The organism is Vicinamibacteria bacterium (assembly GCA_035620555.1).
Classification (GTDB): domain Bacteria; phylum Acidobacteriota; class Vicinamibacteria; order Marinacidobacterales; family SMYC01; genus DASPGQ01.
This window is the reverse complement of sequence record DASPGQ010000486.1, coordinates 18,744-39,281: the sequence shown is the minus strand read 5'-3', so window position 1 is coordinate 39,281 and position 20,538 is coordinate 18,744. Positions and strand designations below refer to the sequence as shown.

21 protein-coding genes are annotated in these 20,538 nt (G+C 63.1%); 19 read left to right on the top strand and 2 right to left on the bottom strand.

Features of this window, described 5'->3' with window-relative positions; translation table 11 throughout:
- The 14 genes from VEK15_19965 to VEK15_19900 all read left to right on the top strand — a co-directional run.
- On the top strand, positions 1 to 2,754 hold a 2,754-nt coding region (locus tag VEK15_19965; protein HXV62986.1), incomplete at its 5' end, for a hypothetical protein.
- Between the two features lie 94 nt (positions 2,755 to 2,848).
- Positions 2,849 to 3,160, top strand: a complete 312-nt coding sequence (gene rplU / locus VEK15_19960; GenBank protein ID HXV62985.1) for a 50S ribosomal protein L21 — start codon at positions 2,849 to 2,851, stop codon at positions 3,158 to 3,160.
- Positions 3,161 to 3,162: 2 nt separating this feature from the next.
- Positions 3,163 to 3,423, top strand: a complete 261-nt coding sequence (gene rpmA, locus VEK15_19955; GenBank protein HXV62984.1) for a 50S ribosomal protein L27 — start codon at positions 3,163 to 3,165, stop codon at positions 3,421 to 3,423.
- Positions 3,424 to 3,453: 30 nt separating this feature from the next.
- Positions 3,454 to 4,536 (top strand): GTPase ObgE, encoded by a 1,083-nt coding sequence (obgE, locus tag VEK15_19950; protein HXV62983.1) that lies wholly within the window; start codon positions 3,454 to 3,456, stop codon positions 4,534 to 4,536.
- Positions 4,537 to 4,559: 23 nt separating this feature from the next.
- Entirely contained in the window at positions 4,560 to 5,189 is a 630-nt protein-coding gene (gene nadD / locus VEK15_19945; GenBank protein ID HXV62982.1) for a nicotinate-nucleotide adenylyltransferase, read from the top strand.
- 9 nt (positions 5,190 to 5,198) lie between these two features.
- On the top strand, positions 5,199 to 5,567 hold the full coding sequence (rsfS, locus tag VEK15_19940) for a ribosome silencing factor (protein HXV62981.1): 369 nt from the start codon (positions 5,199 to 5,201) through the stop codon (positions 5,565 to 5,567).
- Positions 5,568 to 5,629: 62 nt separating this feature from the next.
- Positions 5,630 to 6,556, top strand: a complete 927-nt coding sequence (locus VEK15_19935; protein HXV62980.1) for a sigma-54 dependent transcriptional regulator — start codon at positions 5,630 to 5,632, stop codon at positions 6,554 to 6,556.
- An 81-nt stretch (positions 6,557 to 6,637) separates the two neighbouring features.
- A complete protein-coding gene (locus VEK15_19930; protein HXV62979.1) occupies positions 6,638 to 8,002 on the top strand; it encodes a lipopolysaccharide assembly protein LapA domain-containing protein in 1,365 nt (454 codons plus the stop codon).
- On the top strand, positions 8,002 to 8,742 hold the full coding sequence (locus VEK15_19925) for a ComF family protein (GenBank protein HXV62978.1): 741 nt from the start codon (positions 8,002 to 8,004) through the stop codon (positions 8,740 to 8,742). Before VEK15_19930 ends, VEK15_19925 begins: the two co-directional genes overlap by 1 nt.
- A 96-nt stretch (positions 8,743 to 8,838) precedes the next feature.
- Entirely contained in the window at positions 8,839 to 9,774 is a 936-nt protein-coding gene (locus VEK15_19920; protein HXV62977.1) for a hypothetical protein, read from the top strand.
- 132 nt (positions 9,775 to 9,906) lie between these two features.
- Positions 9,907 to 10,539, top strand: a complete 633-nt coding sequence (locus VEK15_19915) for an RNA polymerase sigma factor (protein HXV62976.1) — start codon at positions 9,907 to 9,909, stop codon at positions 10,537 to 10,539.
- Positions 10,536 to 10,871 (top strand): STAS domain-containing protein, encoded by a 336-nt coding sequence (locus VEK15_19910; protein ID HXV62975.1) that lies wholly within the window; start codon positions 10,536 to 10,538, stop codon positions 10,869 to 10,871. The genes VEK15_19915 and VEK15_19910 overlap by 4 nt, the downstream gene beginning before the upstream one ends.
- Positions 10,872 to 10,897: 26 nt before the next feature.
- Complete coding sequence (locus VEK15_19905; GenBank protein HXV62974.1) at positions 10,898 to 11,191, top strand: hypothetical protein; 294 nt, start codon at positions 10,898 to 10,900, stop codon at positions 11,189 to 11,191.
- 13 nt (positions 11,192 to 11,204) lie between these two features.
- On the top strand, positions 11,205 to 11,612 hold the full coding sequence (locus VEK15_19900) for a DUF1573 domain-containing protein (GenBank protein HXV62973.1): 408 nt from the start codon (positions 11,205 to 11,207) through the stop codon (positions 11,610 to 11,612).
- On the opposite strand, the gene lpxC is transcribed toward VEK15_19900, so the two are convergent.
- Positions 11,609 to 12,514 (bottom strand): UDP-3-O-acyl-N-acetylglucosamine deacetylase, encoded by a 906-nt coding sequence (lpxC, locus tag VEK15_19895; GenBank protein ID HXV62972.1) that lies wholly within the window; start codon positions 12,512 to 12,514, stop codon positions 11,609 to 11,611. The genes VEK15_19900 and lpxC overlap by 4 nt on opposite strands.
- A gap of 249 nt (positions 12,515 to 12,763) precedes the next feature.
- Here lpxC and VEK15_19890 point away from each other — a divergent pair, with 249 nt between their 5' ends.
- The 5 genes from VEK15_19890 to VEK15_19870 all read left to right on the top strand — a co-directional run bounded on the left by VEK15_19890 (position 12,764) and on the right by VEK15_19870 (position 19,702).
- Complete coding sequence (locus VEK15_19890; protein ID HXV62971.1) at positions 12,764 to 13,369, top strand: YIP1 family protein; 606 nt, start codon at positions 12,764 to 12,766, stop codon at positions 13,367 to 13,369.
- A 188-nt stretch (positions 13,370 to 13,557) separates the two neighbouring features.
- On the top strand, positions 13,558 to 13,938 hold the full coding sequence (locus tag VEK15_19885; GenBank protein HXV62970.1) for a hypothetical protein: 381 nt from the start codon (positions 13,558 to 13,560) through the stop codon (positions 13,936 to 13,938).
- A 127-nt stretch (positions 13,939 to 14,065) separates the two neighbouring features.
- Positions 14,066 to 16,555 (top strand): DNA topoisomerase (ATP-hydrolyzing), encoded by a 2,490-nt coding sequence (locus tag VEK15_19880; GenBank protein HXV62969.1) that lies wholly within the window; start codon positions 14,066 to 14,068, stop codon positions 16,553 to 16,555.
- Between the two features lie 11 nt (positions 16,556 to 16,566).
- A complete protein-coding gene (locus VEK15_19875) occupies positions 16,567 to 18,480 on the top strand; it encodes a DNA topoisomerase IV subunit B (protein HXV62968.1) in 1,914 nt (637 codons plus the stop codon).
- A gap of 4 nt (positions 18,481 to 18,484) precedes the next feature.
- Entirely contained in the window at positions 18,485 to 19,702 is a 1,218-nt protein-coding gene (locus VEK15_19870; GenBank protein HXV62967.1) for an AsmA-like C-terminal region-containing protein, read from the top strand.
- Here VEK15_19870 and VEK15_19865 read toward each other — a convergent pair.
- Entirely contained in the window at positions 19,683 to 20,519 is an 837-nt protein-coding gene (locus tag VEK15_19865; GenBank protein HXV62966.1) for a hypothetical protein, read from the bottom strand. The two genes, VEK15_19870 and VEK15_19865, sit on opposite strands and share 20 nt — an antisense overlap.
- Positions 20,520 to 20,538 lie beyond the last annotated feature (19 nt).

Here is a 20,538-nt window from a genome sequence, read left to right as displayed (position 1 = left end):
CTCTATAAGACGTTCTCGGAGTTCGCTCAGACGAACCTCTTCCCCATCGAAGTGCCCGAAGGGGTCGGCGCCTTCGCCGAGCCCGCCAGGGACCGGATGGTGATTCCCATCGACAGTCCTCCCGACGAGCTCCAGGAGCTCTTCATCCACGAGCTCACCCATATCTTTCAGTTCGACATCATCCCGCGATCGCTCGTCCGTCGATCGGTTCCGGTCTGGATCGACGAAGGGATGGCGACTTATATGGAGGACGAGTGGGATGCGCTCGACCTGATGGTCGTTCGCGATGCCGCGGTGACGGACCAGATTCCGACCTTCGAGTCTCTCAACGTGGGATTTGCCCGGGCGGCCTACAGCTTCGGATCGTCGATTTTCGAGTTCATCGAAGAGCGGTTCGGCAAAGAGGGGGTTCGCCAGTTCGTCTTCGCCCTCAGGCGAGCCGTCGTGGGCGGCGTGGGTGACGAGGTCTATCAGCAGGCCTTTCGCATGACCCCCGAAGAGTTCTACCGGGAATGGAAGAGATGGCTGATCGATCGGTTCAAGCCATACCGCGACAAGGAGATTCCCGACGACTACAGCGTCGACATGTCACCCGATCCGCGGCAGGGCAAATTCGTCGCGGCGCTGTCCGCCGCTCCGTCGCCCTCGAAGGAGCTCATCGCGGTGATGAGCGTGAACCGCAAGGAGGGGGAGTTCGACATCATCCTTCTCTCCGCAAGGGACGGCTCGGTGATCAAGAACCTCACGCCGGGTTACAGCGGCGCCTTCGAGAACATCGTCGGCCTAGTGGGTGAAGATTCCCTGATGGGCCGCAACATCTCCTGGGCGCCGGACGGTAACCACGTGGCCTTCTTCGGACGGTATCAGAAGCGCCGGGCGCTCATTCTCGCGAACGTGCTCGACAGCAAGGTCACGAAGCGAATCGTCGTTCCCGTGGATCGCGCGCTCTTCCCTTACGTGTCACCCGACGGTGAATGGGTCTACTTCACCGCGCTCGAGGACGGCATTGCCGACGTCTGGCGCGTGAACCTTCAGACCGAGGAGTTCCAGAACGTGACCCAGGACGCGTTCTACGACAAGTTTCCCGCGATCACGCCCGACGGCCAGTGGCTCTACTACTCCCGGCGCATCAGCGGCTACGACAAGATCTATCGTCTGAAGCTCGACGACCCCACTCAGAAAGAGCAAGTCACCTTTGGCACCCACGACGACGCGTCTCCTTCGTTTTCCGATGACGGTTCTTTGATGTTCTATATGTCGAACGAGGACGACGGCATCTTCAACCTCCGCTCGATGGACCTCGAAACCGGTGACATCATCCAGTACACCGACGTGCTCGGTGGCAACTTCTCTCCCTCGGTCATCAAGGACGCGAAGTCGAACGACGACATCCTGCTATTCACGAGCTACTACAAGGGCAACTGGGGCCTGTATCGTCTTCCGATGGACGAGCCGGTCAAGGAGATTACCGCGGACACCATCGTCAGAACCGAGGGGCCGGTCATCGACTTCGTGCCCCCGGTGAGCCATCAGATCATCGCCGAGAACAAACGCAAGAAGAAGATGTTCGAGAAGTTCTTCGTAGACGGTGCACCCCCCATTGCCGTGGGGGTCACGTCGGGAGGTGATTTCTTCGGCGGAAGCGGAATCAGCTTTTCCGACGTGCTCGGAGATCAGAACTTCACGTTCCTCGCACTCGCGGTTCGCGAGTTCCGGAGCTATTACGGCTCGTATACGAATCGGGCTGGACGGCTCCAGTACTCTCTCGCGGGCTTCGATTCCACGAGCTTCTTCTATTCGAGCCCGTACGTTTTTTCCGCGGCCCAGGCCATCTCGCGGGAGAACGCGCTCGCGACCATCCGACAGACGGGCACGACCGTCACCGCCGTCTATCCTCTCAGTCGATTCCGCCGTTTCGAGCTCGGCGGCGGGTTCATCCACCAGAGCACGCATTTCGAAGATCCATTTCTCAATCCCGACATCAACGTGGATTGCATCGGGTTCTCGAGCATCGAGCAATGCGCCCAGTACGGCGCGTTGCTTGAACAGCGCTTTCCCAATGGCAACGTGATTCCGCTCCAGGCCGCCTTCGTCCAGGAGACCACGCGATTTCGGGAGTTCGGTCCTCTTGCCGGAAGCACCCTCCTGCTCGGCGCGACCATATCGCCCGGCGGACCGTTCCTCTCGCGACAAACGTTCGACGTCGATGCCCGCAAATACTTGCAGCTCACGTCAGCGAGCCTCTTCGCCGTCCGCCTTCGCAGTTTCTGGAGCACGGGTGACAATCCCGACATCATGTGGTTCGGGGGCAACGGCGACATGCGCGGCTACGAGTATCAGTCGTTCGTGGGCAACAAGGGGTTTTACGCCAATGCCGAGTTGCGGTTCCCCATCATCGATGCCGCGATTACCCCGATCGGGTTCTTCGGACCTCTTCGGGGAATCTTCTTCGTCGATCTCGGAGGGGCGCATTACAACGATCAGCCGTTCCAGCTGTTCTCGAGCGAACGCCGCCTCTCCTCGCTCGGGGCTCGCTGTGGTCCGGGCGGGAATTCTCCCTGCGTGTCCGAGGGATGGGGGCTCGGCGGCTACGACCCGGCCACGGGGCAGCGCGGCCCGGTCGCGTCCTATGGGATCGGTTTGACCTTCAACTTTTTCGGGCTTCCGATGAACATCAACTGGTCGAAGCTGACCGATTTCGCCACGACGGCACCCGGCTGGAAGACCGATTTCTGGGTGGGCTACGGCTTCTAAAAGCGCCAACGCCATGAAGATCGTGACCGATTTGAATTCCCGTCCGATGTCGATTAAGATGTGAGGTTCTCGGAAATCGGCAGGAGGATTGACGTTGTACGCGATCATCGAAACGGGGGGAAAGCAGCATCGAGCGGTTCCCGGTGAGCCGCTTCGGGTCGAGAGACTCGAAGCCGAGTCGGGAGAAACGGTGCGCTTCGACAAGGTGCTGCTCGTGAGCCGGGACGGCGAGGTCTCGCTCGGAAGCCCCTACGTGGACGGCGCGAGCGTGGTTGCCACCGTCACCGGGCAGGAGCGCGCCCCCAAGATACTGGTTTTCAAGAAGAAGCGACGCAAGGGCTATCGCCGGACCCGCGGGCACCGGCAGGCGTTTACGGCCCTGCGGATCGAGTCCATCGAGGGTTAGAAATGGCACACAAGAAAGGCCAGGGCAGCTCCCGCAACGGTCGCGACAGTCATTCGCAGCGGCTCGGCGTGAAGGCTTTCGGGGGCCAGAGCGTCTCCGGAGGGTCCATCCTCGTGCGCCAGCGCGGCACGAGGTTCAAGCCGGGCAAGAACGTGGGGCGCGGCAAGGACGACACTCTGTTCGCCAAAGTGGCCGGGATCGTCGAGTTCCAGACCCGCGGGCAGAAGGGCCGATTCATCCACGTCCATCCCCAGAGCGCTTGACCCAACCACCCGTCCCTCCTCGTTGAGCCGATGTGGATCGACGAGGTCGTCATCGAGATCGAAGGGGGTCGCGGTGGAGACGGCGCCGTCAGCTTTCGTCGCGAGAAGTTCGTGCCGCGAGGGGGGCCGGACGGAGGTAACGGGGGTGACGGCGGGTCGATCTGGATTCGCGCGAGCCTCGAACAGAATACACTGTCGGGTTATCGCTACCGCCCCCACAATCGCGCCGAACGGGGTCGAAACGGCGAAGGGAGCAACCGAACGGGTCAGAGCGGCAAGTCGCTCGAGCTCAAGGTTCCGCTGGGAACCCTGTTGTTCGACGACGAGAGCGGCGAGCTCATCGGCGATCTGACCCATGACGGCGAACGTGTTCTCGTCGCTCGAGGCGGACGGGGCGGACGCGGCAATGCTTCTTTCGCGACCTCCACGAATCGCGCGCCTCGTCGAAGCGACCCCGGGCAGCCCGGGGACAAGAAACGCCTGAGACTCGAGCTCCGGTTGCTCGCCGATGTCGGTCTCGTCGGTTTCCCCAACGCGGGGAAGTCCACGTTCATCTCGAGGGTGAGTGCGGCGCGGCCCAAGATTGCCGACTATCCCTTCACGACGCTCGTCCCCTACCTCGGCGTCGTCGAAGTGGACGAAGAGCGCTCCTTCGTTCTGGCCGACGTGCCCGGGCTCGTGCCCGGGGCGAGCGAGGGAGCCGGCCTCGGGGATCGGTTTCTTCGCCATCTGAGCCGCACCGCTCACCTCGTGTACTTCGTAGAGGTCTCCGAGGCGTCGGGGCGATCGCCCGACGAGGATCTGTCGGCCCTGGCGTCCGAGATCCAGACCTACGGGCGGGGAATCGAGTTGAAGCCGGCGATTGTCGTAGCGAGCAAAATCGACGCCTTGTCCGACCGGAGCCGGCTCGACCGTCTCGAGCGCCGTTCGAATGAGATGGGCCTGTCGTGCTGGCCGGTGTCGTCGGTCACGGGTGAGGGCGTCGAGGCGGTGGTGGTCGAGCTCGAACGGAGAGTCCGAGAGCAGCGTGCGCAAGGCTCCCCGCAACCGGCAGCACTCGCTTCCCTTTCCCGACCGGGGGCCACACCGCAATCTGGGAGCTCGGGACGCTGAGCCGGGACGCAGCCGCGAGCAAGGTGGGGGTCCTCGGCGGAACGTTCGACCCGCTCCACGTGGGCCACCTCCGTGCCGCCGAAGCGGTGCTCGACGCCCTGTCACTCGATCGCGTGCTCTTCGTTCCGACCGCGAGCCCGCCCCACAAGGAGGGACACGACATCAGCTCAGTCGAGCATCGCGTCGCGATGGTCGAACTCTCGGTCGCGGCGGAGGGCTCGTTCGCGCTATCTCGCGTCGAGGTGGACCGCGGCGGGCATTCCTATACCATCGACACGCTGACTCAGCTTCGGCGCGAGAGCCCGCGGGCGCGCTTCACCTTCATAGTCGGCTCGGATGCTTTCGCCGAGATCGAAACGTGGAAGGATTGGCGACGATTGTTGTCCGGGTTCTCCTTCGCCGTGCACGAGCGCCCGGGATTCGGCCTGGAAAGAATCCAGGCGAGTCTTCGGGGCGTGGGTCGCGTCGACGACGAAGCCGAAGGCGGCTTCGGGCTCGACGAGCCCGCAGTCGTCTTCATCCGCCGCCCGATGCTGGACGTTTCGTCGACGGAGATTCGGGAGGCGGTGCGTCGAAGACATTCGATACGATTCCTCGTACCGGATGCGGTGGCGGGTTATATTCGCGAAAATCGTCTATACGAGCGAGGGTGAGGGGTAGTCTTGAAGAAGAAGAAACTGAGTCTCGACACGCTCGATCCCATGCTTCGCAACGCGGTCGAGGCGGCACGGGAAAAGAAGGCGGGGGATATCGTCGTTCTCGATTTGCGCGATCTGGCCAGTTTCACCGACTACTTCCTCGTTTGCTCGGGTGGGAGCCAACGCCAGCTCAAGACGATTACCGACGAGATCGAGAAAACCCTCCGCTCCGCCAAGCGCAAACCCACCCATGTGGAAGGGTATCCCCGGGGTGAGTGGATTCTCATGGATTACGTGGACTTCGTCGTCCACGTCTTCACCCCGTCGAGCCGCGCCTATTACGACCTCGAACGGCTTTGGGGCGACGCGGCGCGACTCGCAGTGGCCAGCTAGTGAAGACTCGCCGGGGAGGGTGAACTACGATCGAAGCACGCAAACGTCACCCGACCGAGAGCGTGTTCGTCTCCCGCGATCCGAAAATGCTCGAGGTCGTGAAACTCTTGGAGCGGCTCGCCGACGCGCCGAGCAACGTCCTTTTGAGTGGCGAGAGCGGTACGGGGAAGGATCTGGCCGCCTACGCGCTTCATTTCTGGGGCTCTCGCGCAGGGTTCCCGATCGTGAAGGTGGACCTTCCCAGCATTCCCGCGGAGCTCATGGAAAGCGAGCTGTTCGGATACGAGCGGGGAGCTTTCACCGGTGCGACCGCATCCAAGATGGGGAAGCTGGAGCTGGCTCGCGGTGGGACTCTCTACCTCGACCACATCGGGGAGCTGTCTCCGGTGCTCCAGGCCAAGCTTTTGAGAGTGGTCGAGGAGCGTGCCTTCGAGAGGCTGGGAAGCGCCGGCGGCGCCCCGGTCGAGCTCGACGCGCGACTGGTCGCGTCGGCCACGGCGGAGCTCGAACAGGCGGTGGATCGCGAGCTCTTTCGCCGCGATCTGTTTCATCGACTCGGGGTCTTCTGGATCCGTCTCCCGCCGCTGCGCGAGCGCCGGTCCGACATCGCACCCCTGGCACGTCATTTTCTCGGCCTCGAGGCCCGAAAGCGCGATCGTCCGCCGAACCGCCTGTCGGACGAGGTCCTACGAATTTTCGAGCGATATCGCTGGCCGGGCAACGTGAGGGAGTTGAAAGGGATCGTCGAGCACGCTGCACTCGTGAGCTCCGGCGATACCGTCGAGCGAGACGATCTTCCGGAGTATATGATGGAGGGTCTCGGTATGGGCGGTGAAGGCCAAGGGCGGCCTACGCTCGCCGAGGTGCAGAGGAACTATATCGAGCGCATCTTGAAAGAGGTCGGCGGCAACCAGTCGCGAGCCGCCGAAATCCTCGGAATCAGTAGAAAATCGCTCTGGGAGCGGAGGCGACGTTATCTTTCGAAATAACGCTTACGCTCACACCGAGGAGAACTTGTCCGATCCGGTAAGATCGTCACGACGTTAGCGCAGCGAGAGAGATAGGAGGAAATGCGCGCCAAGACCTTCATCAGCATTGTTGCCGTATTCGCCCTGGTGTGGTTTGCGGTATCGACGGTGCGGCTGAACCGGGAGTTGGTCACGGTTCAGTTCGGGCTCCTGCAGCCGTTGCAGGTCGAGCTCGCGATGTTGATGATCGGTTGCTTCTTCACCGGCGCCGCGCTGATCCTTCTGTTCGACGTCGTGGGGGGTGCCAAGCGGTTCGCCCGGGACCGGCGAACGAAAAAGGAGCACCAGCAGCACGAGGAGCTCGAAGGGCTCTATCTGCAAGGGCTCGACAACATGATGAACGGGCACTATCGTCGTGCCCTCGAGCGGTTCGAACAAGTACTCGAGCGAGACCGGGGATACGTCAACGCGCTCATCAAGAAAGGGGATACCCTTCGGTATCTCAAGCGGTATCGTGAGGCCGCCGAAGTGCTCGACCGTGCTTCGCGAATCGCGCCCGAGAACCTGGTGTCGCTCTATGTTCTGTCGGACGTCTATCAGGACGCGGGCCTGGACGAGCGCCGGAGATCGACGCTCGAGCGCATCATCGAGATCGATCCTGATCGGACCGTCTCCGCGCATCGCAAGCTCAGGGACATGCTGGTCGAGAAGCTCGAATGGGAGGAGGCGGCCCGGGTCCAGGACAGACTCCTCGAGATGATCACGGTCTCGGAGGAGCGTGAGCTCGAAGGGGCGATGGCGCGGGGCATTCGCCTCGGGCTGGGTGCCGATCTCCTGAGGTCGGGTCGCCCCAAGGAGGCCGAAGAGACGTTCCGAGGGGTTCTCGAGGACGATCCGGGCTTCGTTCCCGCTTACATTCGTTTGGCCGAGGTGCTCGAAGCGATGGACGAGACCGAGGAAGCGGCTCGTACGTTGCGACGGGGATTCGAGGTCACCGGCTCTACCGAGCCCCTGTCCGCCCTCCAGAACGTCTACCTGAGAGACGAGCAACCCGAGGAAGCGCTGGGCGTCTGGAAGCAGAGCCTGGTGCTCACCGAGAACGAGTTGCCGCTTCGTTACTGTCTGGGAAAGCTCTATTACCGGCTCTTCATGCTCGACGAGGCGCTTCGCGAGTTCCAGCTCATCGAGGACCGAGTGAGCGGTCTGCCCGCCTTGCACCTCTACATTGCTCGGATCCTGGAGACTCAGGGGAACGTCGCCGGGGCTCTCTCCAAGACGAAGCTCCTGGTGGCGGAGGTCAAAGGGCTCATGATGGATCACATCTGCGAGTCGTGTGGTTGGCGAAGCGCGGAATGGGCGGAGCGCTGCGTTCGTTGCCGCCGTTGGGGCTCGGTGTCGCTCCATCTGCCGGCGTCGGCAGCACCCGAACCAACGATTCGGCCTGCCCCGACCTGGTCCACGCCTTGATGATGTGGGCTCTTCGCGGGCTCCGCGAAGCGGTTCACGGGTTGGGCTCGCTCGCCTTTGCCTCGGACTGTCTTCTCTGCCGCGAGCCACTGGAGCGTCCTTTGACGGGGCCCTTGTGCCCGGGGTGTCTCGATTCGCTGCCGCGGCTCGAAGGCCCTTACTGTGGGCGTTGTGGCCTTCCCTTCGAGGCGCCCTCTCCTCCCGAGATCTGCGGTCCCTGCGCGGCGAAGTCGCGCGGGTTCCGCCGCGCGCGGGCACTCTACCCCTACGTGAACGAGGTCCGCGACTGCCTCCATGCGCTCAAATACGGCGGGCGCCGCCGCATCGGCACGATCCTCGCCGCATCGGCCTGCGAGCGGTGGGTCGTGGCCGGTGAGCTTTCTGGCGCAGCGGCCACCGTCGCCGTGCCGGTCTCGAGGGCACGAAGGCGCGAACGGGGCTACAACCAGTCCGCGGTCATTGCCCGGGCGGTTGCCCGTCGTGCCGGAATCGCCTTCGCTCCGCGGGTGCTCGAGAAGAAGAGGGAAACGCCGCCCCAGACCGGGCTGTCGGCGAGCGCGCGGCGTCGCAACCTGGCCGGCAGTTTTCGCGCGAACCTCCCGGGCTCGCTTGCGGGAGCGAATCTCCTCCTCGTCGACGACGTCTTCACCACGGGCGCGACGGCCGAGGCGGCGGCTTCGGCCCTTGTGGCGGGCGGGGCGGGATCGGTCGACGTGCTCACTCTCGCCCGCGTTCCTTGAGCGTTGCTCCCGCTCGTTGACCGGCTGCAACTCGTTGACTAGAATGGGGACTCGAATGGCGCCCGGGGCGGCGTCCACGCTCGACAACGCGGGTCGATGACGAAGGCCGCAGCCTCGCTCGCCACCGTCGACGGTCGAACTGACGACGTTGGGGCGTCGAGGCAACGACTCGCCGAGCCACAGGAGATTCGATCCACGATGCCGAGCTCTCGATTGACCCGATGGACCGTCTTGCTCATCGCCACTGGAACCCTTGGTTCTGCGTTGCTCCGAGGAACGGCTCGGGCGTGGAACGACGCGGGGCATCGCCTCACGCTGGAAAAAGCCATCGATGCCCTGCCGAAGCCGCTCAAGAGCTTCTACGAGGACCGCAAGGTGTCGCTGGGCGAAGCCATATCCGATCCGACGCGATTCGGGCCACGCCTGGTTTTCGAGGTCGATCGTCTCGAGCCGTTCCCTTTCGACGGCTTGCCGATCGACCGCAAGCTCGCCGTGAGGAAGTACGGTGAGGAGACGATCGAGGAAGCAGGAGACCTCCCGTGGCGCCTCATCGAGAGCTACGAGGCCCTCGTCGAGGCTTTCAGCACCGGGGACTTCGAGGCGGCCGCCGATCAATCCGTGGCGATCGCCTATTACGTGGGTGAGCTCTACGTACCTGCCAACGTGTCGCGACTCGGTGACGGGGAGCCCACGAGCCAGGAGGGCTTACGGGAGCGATTCGACTCACGTCTCCTCGACGCCTTCAGCGGGAAGCTCAAAGTGTCGACTCCCAGCGCGGTCTACCTGGATCAACCCGCCGATTACGCGGTTTCCATTCCGCTGAAGAGCTTCATCTGGGTGGACAATCTGCTCTATTTCGATTATCTCTCGCGCCGCGGTGTCAAGAGCTACGACCGCTTCTATTACGAAGGGATGTGGATCCGAGCCGAGGCCGTTCTCGAAAGCCTGTTGGGCGGCGTGGCGCTGGACGCGTCGAGTTTCTGGTACACGGCCTGGGTGAACGCGAGAAAGCCCGATCTCCCGAAGAAGTAGCGGCTGCGAGCCCGTGCGATCCGACCCCGAGGCCGCATGGTAGAATGGCCTCAGCTCGGCCGAGTGAACGACCGTCACGCGCGCGGCCGAGCCCGTGTAACGTTCCGGCTCGATCCAAAGGGATTCGCTGACGTGGAGCATCCCGAACGAGAGATCATCATCTTGTCAAACCTGGAGGACCGCGTCCTCATCGAGCGGTGTTTGGCCCGCGGGGACGAGGCGGAGGGCGCCTGGGAGGAGATCGTACGTCGTTACCGACGCAGGGTTTTCGGCATCGCGTACAAGTTCACCGGCCGCTACGAGGAGTCCCAGGACCTCGCCCAGGAGATCTTTCTCCGGGTCTTCCGCTCCCTCGACAAGTTCGATCGAAACGCCGATTTCGGTACCTGGCTCTACTCCGTCAGTCGAAATCACTGCATCGATCACTACCGCAGCGGCCGTCGCGAGCGCGAGATGCTCGTCCACCAAGAGATGCCCCTCGAGGAAATGCCCTCGGGACGTTTCGACCCGCATCGACGCATCGAGCTGCATGACAAGAGGCAGATGCTCCTCGAGGCGCTCGCCAGCCTGCCGCGCAAGCTGCGCCAGGCGGTCATACTCCGCGATATCAAGGAGCTTACCTATCAGGAAATCGTGGACCAGCTCCGGCTTCCCGAGGGAACGGTCAAGAGCCGGATCAACCGCGGCCGCATCGAGCTGGGCCGCACGCTTCTAGCCATGCGCCGGCGGGTCGAGACCGCCGAACCAACAGGCAGAGTATCATGAATCTTCAAATAGAATCGCGAGACGACATCAAGATCTTGAGGGTGAACGAGGAACGGCTCGTCTATTCGATGTTGGGCGCCTTTTTCGCCGAAGCCTCCAGGACCATCGAAGCGGGCGCGAGGAAGCTGCTCGTCGATCTTTCGGCCGTCAGCTATATCGACAGCGCGTCCGTCGGCTGCCTGATGGATATCTACCGGGCGATGGACGAGCACTCCGGCAAGATCAAGCTCCTGGGTCTGCAGGAACGGGTGGAAACGATGGTGAGCATGACCGGGCTTCACAACTTCATGGAGATCTATCGCGACGAGGCGTCGGCGCTCGCGAGCTTCTGACTCGAGGGGAGAGGAGGTCGGAAGCGATGAAGAAAGTCAAGATGCTGACGGGTCACGAGATTCCGCTCGATGGCGATCTCCTCTACATGCTGGAATCGCTCTACCGCGAGGTAGCACTCAAACGGGAGCTCAAGGCGACCTATGACGACATGATGAACGAGATCGTCAACCTCGTCGAAGGAATGGACGAGGGGGCCCGCAAGCAGTATCTGACCGAGAGCCTCTTCCTCAATACGGTGACGTACGAGAACGAGCGCCTGAGCGCTTACATGAGGAGACTAACCGGGAACGCCCATGAGGATAATCCGAGCGATTCTTGAAGAGCATCTTACGGTGCGGAGAGCTCTTTGTCTGCTCGTCGGTCTGGCTCTGGTTGCCGTTTCTGACGCGGCCTCGGGTCAGGGCCGGGGGAAGGACGCCACCGGACCGAGGATGGAGATCGAGCCGGAGGAGTTCGATTTCGGTGAGGCCGAGCAGAATCAGAAACTCGTTCACGAGTTCGTCGTGCGGAACGTGGGGACCGAAGATCTCGAGATTCACAGGATCTCGACCTCGTGCGGATGCACCGCCGCGCTCGCCACCGAACGAGTCGTAGCCCCCGGGGAGCAGACGACTCTGAAGGTCACGTTCGAGACCCGTCGATACCAGGGCCGATACGAGCGAACCGTCTCGTTGGCCTCGAACGATCGGCGCCGCGTACTCCAGGTTCGGGTGCAGGCTTTCGTTCGACCGCCGGGTTAACGCGTCCGCGCGAGCGCGGGTGCCGAGACCTTGGCGGCGGCGAGCTCGGCCTCGGGCCCGGATGCCAGCTCCCACGACTCCTCGTCGTTCAGAATCGCTTCGACGAGCTTGGTGTGCAAGGCGTGCCCGGCGCGCAAAGCGACGACGTGGGCGAGCAGAGGCCTTCCCAGAAGAACGAGATCGCCGAGGAGGTCGAGAATCTTGTGGCGAACGAACTCGTTGGGAAAACGCAACGGATTGTTCAACACCCCGGTCTCTCCCAACACGATCGCATTGTCGAGCGAGCCTCCGAGGGCGAGACCGCTCTGGCGCATGAGCTCGACCTCTTTCATGAAGCCGAACGTCCGGGCCGGGGCGACCTGCTCGCAGAACGACGATTCATCCACCTCGATCGACAATTCCTGGTGTCGAATCAGAGGATGATCGAAGTTGATGGTGTAGCTCAGTCGGAGAGAGTCGCAGGGGTAGGCGGCAACGAATCGGCCGCCTTCGGCCACCGAGACCGGTTTCCGAAGCTTGAGAAACCGTCGCGGCGCGGGCAGCTTCCGAATGCCGGCTTCGTGAATCAGGTAGACGAAGGGAGACGCGCTCCCGTCCATGATGGGAACTTCGGGTCCGTCGAGCTCGACGACGACGTTGTCGACCCCGAGGGCGTTGAAAGAAGCGAGGAGATGCTCCACGGTCTCGATGCAAATGCCATCCCGCGCGAGACAGGTCGCGTGGTTGATGTGTGAGAGATACCGGCTCGTCGCCGGGATCTCGATGTCGGGGACGTCCGAGCGGCGAAAAACGATACCCGTTCCCGCACGTGCCGGCTTGAGGGAGATGGTTACCTTGCGACCCGAGTGGAGTCCAATTCCCACACAGCTCGCCTCGTAACGGAGAGTCGTCTGCTTGATCATGCCGTGCGCAGACGAAGCAAATCGTATGCCAAGGTGCCGAGCTGCGAACCACATGCTAACTGCTTGAAAAATTGGGCCCTCATGGACTCTCTTCCCCGTCGCGCTTACGGAAGTGTGTCATTCATGCACTCAGATCGGTCCGAGATGTATCTTCTACGCACTTGTTTCGATTTTCGCCGTCACCGCCGATTCTGATAACATGATGCGAACTATATTACTCGAAAAGTTGCTTTCGTTGACGGTGCTCGGATGGTCAGCTTCCAAGAGCACCGTTCGGGTGTCGCCAGAATGATTGCCGGGGAGACCGCTCGAACCGAATCGAGTCGAGGTGAGGGAATGGATTTTGGCGGATACCTGCAAAAGGCCCTTCATATCCTCCAGCTCGATGCCCGCACGATCCGCGAGGTCTCTCGGGACGAGGATGCGCTCCTTCCGGCGCTTCTATTCTTCGCGATCGCCGGGCTCGCCAACGGAGCGGGACAATTCAGTTTTCGTGGAATGGTCTTCGGCCCCATCCTCGCGACCTTGCTCTCTTTCGTCTTCGTCGGACTCTTGAGCGTGATCGCGCGGTTGTTCGGAAGCACGGCGAGCTTCCTCGAGCTCTACCGACCACTCGGAGTGGCGGCACCCATTCACTGGGTCCAGGCGTTTCCTCTGATCGGCCCCTTTCTGGGGTTCTTTGCGCTTCTCTATTTCGCCGTCGTCGCCGGCCTCGCTATCGAGAGCACCGGCGAGCTTCCACGTTCCAAGGCCATTGCGGTCGTAACGCTTCTCGTCGGAGTCAGCCTGTTCCTCTGCCTGGTCTTTCTCGCCTTGATCGGCTCGCTGCTCTTGTTCCGCGCCCTCTTCGCCTGACCGCTGGCGTCTCTGACGGCCCACGCGGCTTGACTTTTTACCCGCGGCGGGATTAGTTTCCGGCGAGAGCCGCTCTCGCTCGCGCGCCGATAGCCGTTCGCACCGGTAGACACCTTCACGCGGATTCTCTCGAAGCTCATCATCACAGTGGCTCGAAACGAGAAGTAACTCGTCGAAGGAGGAAGCTCATGATACACAAAGCGTCTAGGCAATGGCTCGTGCTCCTCGCCATCATCGTCCCGAGTGCAGTCCTGCTGGCCGCGCAGGAATACCCGTCGATCTCTTATCGGGATGCTGGCGACCATCTGGACGAGATCGTATGGGTGGAAGGAACGATTCTCCGGACGGAAAAAGCCGCCGAGGGCGTCTACCTGCTGTTCAGCGCCAACGAGAAATACGTGCGCCTGCTGATACCGACGGCAAACGTGAACAACTTCGATGGAAGCCTCCAGCACATGTACACCGGAAAGAAAGTCAAGGCCGTGGGGAAGGTCTCGAAGTACGGTTACAAGCTCATCGTCGGGATCAACGAGCCCAAACGGATCGTCGTCGCCGACGAGCAAACTTAGTTTAATCGGCGGAGACGGCTCCACGTCGGGGAGCCACGGACCCGCCCCCTCCTGGGTCCGGGCGGAGGCTTGCCAACGGCGCTTCTTTTTTCTAGTTTAATAGCGAACCAAAGGAGAAACGAGCCCGTTGGCGAAGAAGTCCGCGCGTAAGACTGCCAGAACCAAGAGACCAGCCGAGACCGCAGGAAAGAAGTCCCGAGGAAACAACGTCGAGCAAGGCCAGCTCGCGTTCGACGACGTTCTTCCACCGGGTGGCGCGAGCTTCGTTCCCGGCGGCAACGGCGCGGTCGTCGAGCTCCACGAGACCGCGCAGGCACGCTACCTCAACTACGCCCTTTCCGTCATCACTTCGAGGGCCCTGCCCGACGTGCGCGATGGGCTCAAACCGGTTCAACGCCGCATCCTCTACACGATGTGGCAGCAGAACATCACCGCCGACGCCAAGTTTCGCAAGTGCGCCAAGGTGGTTGGCGACGTGATGGGCTCCTACCACCCCCACGGCGACGCGGCGATCTACGACGCTCTGGTGCGAATCGCCCAGCCCTTCGCGACTCGCCTCCCTCTCGTCCAGGGGTCGGGAAACTTCGGCTCGCTCGACGGGGATTCGCCGGCGGCGATGCGTTATACCGAATGTCGTTTGTCTCGCGCCTGCGACGAGATTCTCGGAGAGATCGGTAAGCGAACGGTCCCCTTCCGGCCCAACTACGACGGCAGCCGCGCGGAGCCGGTGGTGCTGCCGGCGAAGATTCCGAATCTGCTCGTGAACGGCGCGACCGGGATCGCCGTCGGCATGGCGACCAATATCCCGCCCCACAACCTCGACGAGGTCATGACCGCCTTGATCAAGATGCTCGACGCCCAGCTCGAGGAGCGTGAGCTCTCGTCGCGGCAGCTCTGCCGGTGGATCAAGGGCCCCGATTTCCCCACCGGCGGTCAGGTTCTGAACGTCGCCGAGGAGCTGAAGCAGATCTACGAAGAGGGAAGCGGGACGATCCGGATCCGCGCCACCGTCGAGCCGGGAGAGACGAAGCGGGGAGTGAAGTCGCTCTACGTCACCTCCATCCCTTACATGGTGAACAAGGCCCAGCTGGTGCAGCGGATCGCCGACGTGGTGGAGTCGCGCAAGATGCCTCTCCTCGTCGACGTCAAGGACATCTCCACCGACGACGTGCGCATCGAGCTGAGCCTGAAAGCCGATGCCGACGAGCAAAAAGTCCTGGCCTATCTCTACAAGAACACCCCGCTTCAGTCGAACTTCAGCGTGAACCTCACCTGCCTGGTTCCGACCGAGAATCCGGAGGTCGGAAGGCCCGAGCGGCTCGAGCTCAGCGAGATCCTCTGGCATTTCCTCCACTTCCGCATGGAGGTCGTCGTCCGCCGGCTGGAGCACGAGCTCGAGCGGTTATCGAAGCGCATCCACATCCTCGAAGGGCTCGAGAAAGTCTTCGACGTCCTCGATCAGATCCTCCGGATCGTCCGGCGCTCGGATGGCAAACAGGACGCGGCGAAGAAGATCATGGCGAGCTTCCCCCTCGATGCCGAGCAGACCGACGCCATCCTCGAGCTCAAGCTATACCGCCTGGCGAAGCTCGAGATCCTCCTCGTTCGACAGGAGCTCGACGAGGGTCGCAAGCGGGCGAAAGAGCTGCGGCGTCTTCTCGGCAACGAGGCCGAGCGCTGGAAGATCGTTCGCCGGGAGCTCGTCGACATCCAGCAAGCCTACGGGAAGCCGGACGCGAGAAGGACCGTGATCGCGGCGGTGAAAGACGAACCGTCCTTCACCGCCGACGACTTCATCGTGGCCGAAGACAACCACGTGCTCGTCACTACCGACGGTTGGGTGAAGCGCCAGCGCGAGATCAAGGATCCGGAGAAGACCCGTCTTCGCGAGGGCGACTCCGTCCTGGCGTGCTTCGCCGGCTCGACCCGGGCGAGCGCCGTCTTCTTTTCGAACCTGGGCTCCGCCTACACCGCCCGGCTCATCGACCTTCCGGCGACGACGGGACACGGCGTGCCGATCCAGACGCTTTTCAAGCTCAAGGATGGCGAGCGGATCGTCAGTGCCTTCAGCCTCGATCCCCGCGTGATCGGCAACGTCTTCGTCGACGAAAAAAGGCCCGACTACGCCCCCGAGACCCACGCCATCGCCGTTTCGAGCGACGGCTATGCGCTCCGTTTCGGGCTCGAGGCCTTCGTCGAGCCGAGCACGCGCAACGGAAGGCGATTCGCGCGCCTCGTGGCGGCTGCGCGAATCGTGGGAGTCCAGCCGATTCACGGCGACGAGACCGTGATCGTCGCGACCGAGAAGGCGCGGACCCTTCTCTGTCGCGCGGAGGAGGTCAACTATCTCGAGGGCAGCGGAAGGGGCACGATCCTGATCAAGCTCGGCAAGGCCGACCGGGTTCTCGGCTTCATCGCCGCGAGAGACGGCGAGGCGCTGACGGTGGTGACGAGCCGCGGCGCTCGAAAGTCCATCAGCGCGACGCGCTACGACGTGACCTCCCGTGCGGGCCGCGGCCGGGAGCTTCTGAGAAACGGGACCCTGTCGGGCATCGTGCGGCCCGAAGTGACGGGCCCTCCGCCGATCGAGGGTTCCGAGGTCGAGACCATACACTGACGCGAGGTTCGATGGCCACATACACCGCGAAAGACATCACCGTACTCCAGGGGCTCGAGCCGGTTCGCAAACGTCCGGGAATGTACATCGGAGGCGTTTCTGCCCAGGGGCTCCATCACCTGGTCTGGGAAATCCTCGACAACTCCGTGGACGAGGCCATGAACGGCTTCGCGAGCTCCATCCACGTGACGCTCCACCGTGATGGGTCGTCGATCACCATCGCCGACGACGGCCGGGGCATCCCCGTCGATCGCCACCCCAAAGCCAAGAAGCCCGCCCTCGAGGTCATTCTCACGACGCTCCATGCGGGAGGCAAGTTCGACGGGCAGAATTACAAGACGGCGGGCGGGCTCCACGGCGTCGGGGCCTCGGTGGTGAATGCCCTCTCCTCCTCTCTGGTGGCTACCGTCAAGCGCGACGGGGGTGTTTATGAGCAGAAGTTCAAGGCGGGAAAACCCGTCACCAAGCTCCGGAGAATCGGCAGCGGTCGCGGCTCGGGGACGACCATCACCTTCCATCCCGATCCCAAGATCTTCCCCAAGACCAAGTTCCAGCCCGAGATCATCCGCGAGCGGCTTTTGACCACGAGCTACCTCCATAAGGGACTCCGTATCACGTTCGAGGACGAAGCGAGCCGAGAGAAGCTCGTCTTCCAGCACGAGAAAGGGATCGTCGCCTACCTCGCGAAGATCGTCGATGAGCGCAAGGCGAGGGCGGTTCACGAAGCGCCTTTCGCGCTCGAAAAAAACGGCGACGAGCGAGACGGAACGAGGATCCAGCTGGTGATGCAGTGGACCGAGTCCACCGACGAATTCCTGAAGAGCTACGTCAACGGAATCCCCACCGGGTCGGGCGGCTCCCACGAGAACGGCTTCCATTCCGGACTCGGCAAGGCGCTGCGCAACTACGTGGAAGCGCACAAGCTCACCCCCAAGGGCGTGACTCTGTCCTCGGAGGACTTGCGCGAGGGGCTCACCGGAGTGTTGAGCGTGTTCGTGACCGATCCGCAGTTTCAAGGACAGACCAAGGATCGACTCAACAACCCCGAGGTCCAGCAGCAGCTCGATGCCGCCTTGCGTCCCGCGCTCGAGCTCTGGCTCAACGAGAACCGTTCCACCGCCGAGTCGGTGATCGCGCGGATCATCCTCGCGGCACGGGCGCGCGAGGCCTCGCGGGCGGCTTCGGCGGCCATCACCCGCAAGACGGCGACCAAGGGACGCTCGATGCTTCCGGGAAAGCTGAGCGACTGTACGTCAACGCGAACCGCGGAGACGGAGCTGTTCATCGTCGAAGGCGATTCCGCCGGCGGCTCGGCCAAACAGGGGCGCGATCGCACTCGCCAGGCGGTGCTTCCTTTGAGGGGAAAGGTCCTGAACGCCGAGCAGGCCTCTCTCGCGAAAGTCCTGGAGAACCGGGAGCTGGTCGACCTGGTGCAGGCGCTCGGATGCGGGCTGGGAAAGAGCTTCGACCTGACAAAGCTCCGCTATCACCGCGTGGTGCTGCTCGCCGACGCCGACGCCGACGGACACCACATCACGACCCTTCTGCTCACGTTTCTCTACCGTCACATGCCCGAGCTCATCCGCGCCGGCCGGGTGTATATCGCGCAACCGCCGCTGTACCGCATCGACATCGGAAAAGAGACGTTCTGGGCGGCGGACGATCCCGACAAGGCTCGAATCCTGGAAAAACACGGCAAGGGGAGGAAAGCCGATATCACGCGTTTCAAGGGACTCGGGGAGATGATGCCGAAGGTTCTCTGGGACACGACGCTCAACCCGAAGACCCGCCGGCTCCTGCGCGTCAGCATCGAGGACGCGCTCCAGACCGACCGCGTCATTTCTGATTTGATGGGCAAGGATTCGCAGGCGCGCTTCCATTTCATCATGGAGCACGCCCCCGAAGCCGAACAGCTCGACGTGTGACGCCTTGCGCGCCAGAGCGGTCCTCCTCGTCCTCGGCTCGGCCCTGGCGGCGGGGCTGGTCGCGACGCTCGTGGAGCTGGACGCCCCCACACTCGGGCGCGCGGCGCTCGGTCGTGCGAGCGAGGCATCGGAGATGTCTCTCGAAGCTTCGCGCTTTCGTTTCCACCTGCTCGAGGGACTCACGATCGAGGGGGTTCGGGCGAGGTCGGCCCGCCCCGGCTACCGCTTCGATCTGGAGCTCGGGCGCCTGCGATTCGAGCACGAGCTTCGTTCACTCATTCGTGGCCGGCTTCTGATCGTGCGCGTGGTGGCGGAATCACCACGCTTGCAGATTCGTCTCGGCACGAGAGGGGCAAACCTCGAGCCGCCCCGGGACCCGGGCCTTCCGAGGTCGTCCGCGAACCGCGGCCAGCCGCACAGCCTGCCCGACGCGTCGGAGGAAAAGCGAGGCGAGCCCGCGATCGATGTCGAGCTCGCCGTCTCGGAGCTCGTGATCGAGAGCGGCGCTCTCTGGGTGCTCGACCAAACAGAAGGGGAGAGGATCGCGCTCGACGGCGTCGAGCTGACGCTCCGAGAGCCGCGGTTCGACCGCAATGCCTTGAGCCTCGTGCACGGTCTCAGCGCCTCGGGAGAGATCCGCGCCTCCGAAATCCGCTTCGCTTCGACGCGTCTTTCGGACGTGTTCGGCCGGATGGAAAGCGATCGAGGGAAGCTCCGCCTCGACGATCTGCAATTCGCGAGCGGGGCTCGGCGGCTGTCGGGAAGGCTCGCGCTCGACGGAAACGTGCTGCCGCTCAGCTACGAGATTTCCCTCGATACCAGTTCGATCGACCTGCCTCCCTGGGCGAGAGGCGCAAAGGCGCGCATCGAGGGGAGGGGATTCGGGCTCGAGGCGAGGAACTTCACCGGCGCGGGCGCGCTCACCGTTGCCGCGGGCGCCTTGCCCGATGTGGCGTGGGTGAGGACCCTCGGTCAGGCTTCGGGTATCGTCGGGCTCGTGGGGGCTCCTTTCGACTCGGCCGAAGTGCCGTTCGAGATGAGCCGCGGCACGGTTCGCGTCCGGCCCTTCGAGCTCAAAACCTCGGGGACGAGCTGGCGGGTCGAGGGCACGATCGATCTGCAAGGACCGATCGTTCTGACCTTCACCCGCGGGGGCGACGTATTTCGCCTCGAAGGCGACCCCGATGCCCCGGTGATGTCGATTATCGATCGACGACCGTGACCTGGACGTGAACGTTCGTCCAGCAGCACTGAGCGCCGCCGCCTCCATCGCCGGAGACGTCGTTCGCCTGGAGGCGAAGGATGTAGCTTCCCGCCTCGCTGAAGGTTGCGGTCGTCGTTGCCTTGCCGTCCGATTCATCGATCTCGGGCTCGGCTTTGTCGAAGCTCACCTCGCCCGGACCGCGGTATTTGCTCCAGGTCAGATGAAGCGGCGGACCGTCCCGCTCGCGACTGTAAGCGTTCACCACGCCGTCGTCCTTCCCCCAGACCGTCAGGTCGATGGGCTCCGAGACCGTCGTCTCCAGGGAAGCGGCGATTCCGCGAGGGGGTCCCTGAAATGGCTTGCCCTGCGGGTCGAACCGCACCACCGGCGGTGTGTTCCCCTGGGCCGCGTCTCTTAGCGGCTCGACTTCCCAGAGAGGGTTGAGGCCCATCGGAACCTGGGTGGTCTGATTGTTCGCCACGAGGGTCCAGGTCAGCTTCTTGCCGGCGAAGTCGGCGGGCACCTTGATGGTGAAGACCCCCCATTGCCTTCGTGGCAGGAAGTGGGTCGGCTGGCCCCGATCGGGCCCCCCGGGCTCGATATGGTTGTTCGGCCCGACGGGTATCTCGAGGGTCTCCTCGAGGTTCCGATTGAAATAACCGACGAGCAAGCTGTAGGTGCCGTCCTCGTTCTTGACCCACCCCTCGTAGGCGGCGGTGACGCTCTGACCGGAATTCTTCGCAGGGTCGAGAGGGAGCTGCGTCGCCGGGCTCGAGCCTATGGCCGGGAGCGTGCCGAGAAGACTCAGGACCAGAGCCTTTCGGATCACGGGCATGAGACGTCTCATCGCGAAC

What these genes read in the sequence shown, in the direction of transcription:
- rpmA (HXV62984.1), top strand. Translation starts at nt 3,163, where the DNA reads ATGGCACACAAGAAAGGCCAGGGCAGCTCCCGCAACGGTCGCGACAGT.
- obgE (HXV62983.1), top strand. Translation starts at nt 3,454, where the DNA reads ATGTGGATCGACGAGGTCGTCATCGAGATCGAAGGGGGTCGCGGTGGA.
- VEK15_19930 (HXV62979.1), top strand. Translation starts at nt 6,638, where the DNA reads ATGCGCGCCAAGACCTTCATCAGCATTGTTGCCGTATTCGCCCTGGTG.
- VEK15_19925 (HXV62978.1), top strand. Translation starts at nt 8,002, where the DNA reads ATGATGTGGGCTCTTCGCGGGCTCCGCGAAGCGGTTCACGGGTTGGGC.
- VEK15_19920 (HXV62977.1), top strand. Translation starts at nt 8,839, where the DNA reads ATGACGAAGGCCGCAGCCTCGCTCGCCACCGTCGACGGTCGAACTGAC.
- VEK15_19910 (HXV62975.1), top strand. Translation starts at nt 10,536, where the DNA reads ATGAATCTTCAAATAGAATCGCGAGACGACATCAAGATCTTGAGGGTG.
- VEK15_19905 (HXV62974.1), top strand. Translation starts at nt 10,898, where the DNA reads ATGAAGAAAGTCAAGATGCTGACGGGTCACGAGATTCCGCTCGATGGC.
- lpxC (HXV62972.1), bottom strand. Translation starts at nt 12,514, where the DNA reads ATGATCAAGCAGACGACTCTCCGTTACGAGGCGAGCTGTGTGGGAATT.
- VEK15_19890 (HXV62971.1), top strand. Translation starts at nt 12,764, where the DNA reads ATGGTCAGCTTCCAAGAGCACCGTTCGGGTGTCGCCAGAATGATTGCC.
- VEK15_19885 (HXV62970.1), top strand. Translation starts at nt 13,558, where the DNA reads ATGATACACAAAGCGTCTAGGCAATGGCTCGTGCTCCTCGCCATCATC.
- VEK15_19875 (HXV62968.1), top strand. Translation starts at nt 16,567, where the DNA reads ATGGCCACATACACCGCGAAAGACATCACCGTACTCCAGGGGCTCGAG.
- VEK15_19865 (HXV62966.1), bottom strand. Translation starts at nt 20,519, where the DNA reads ATGCCCGTGATCCGAAAGGCTCTGGTCCTGAGTCTTCTCGGCACGCTC.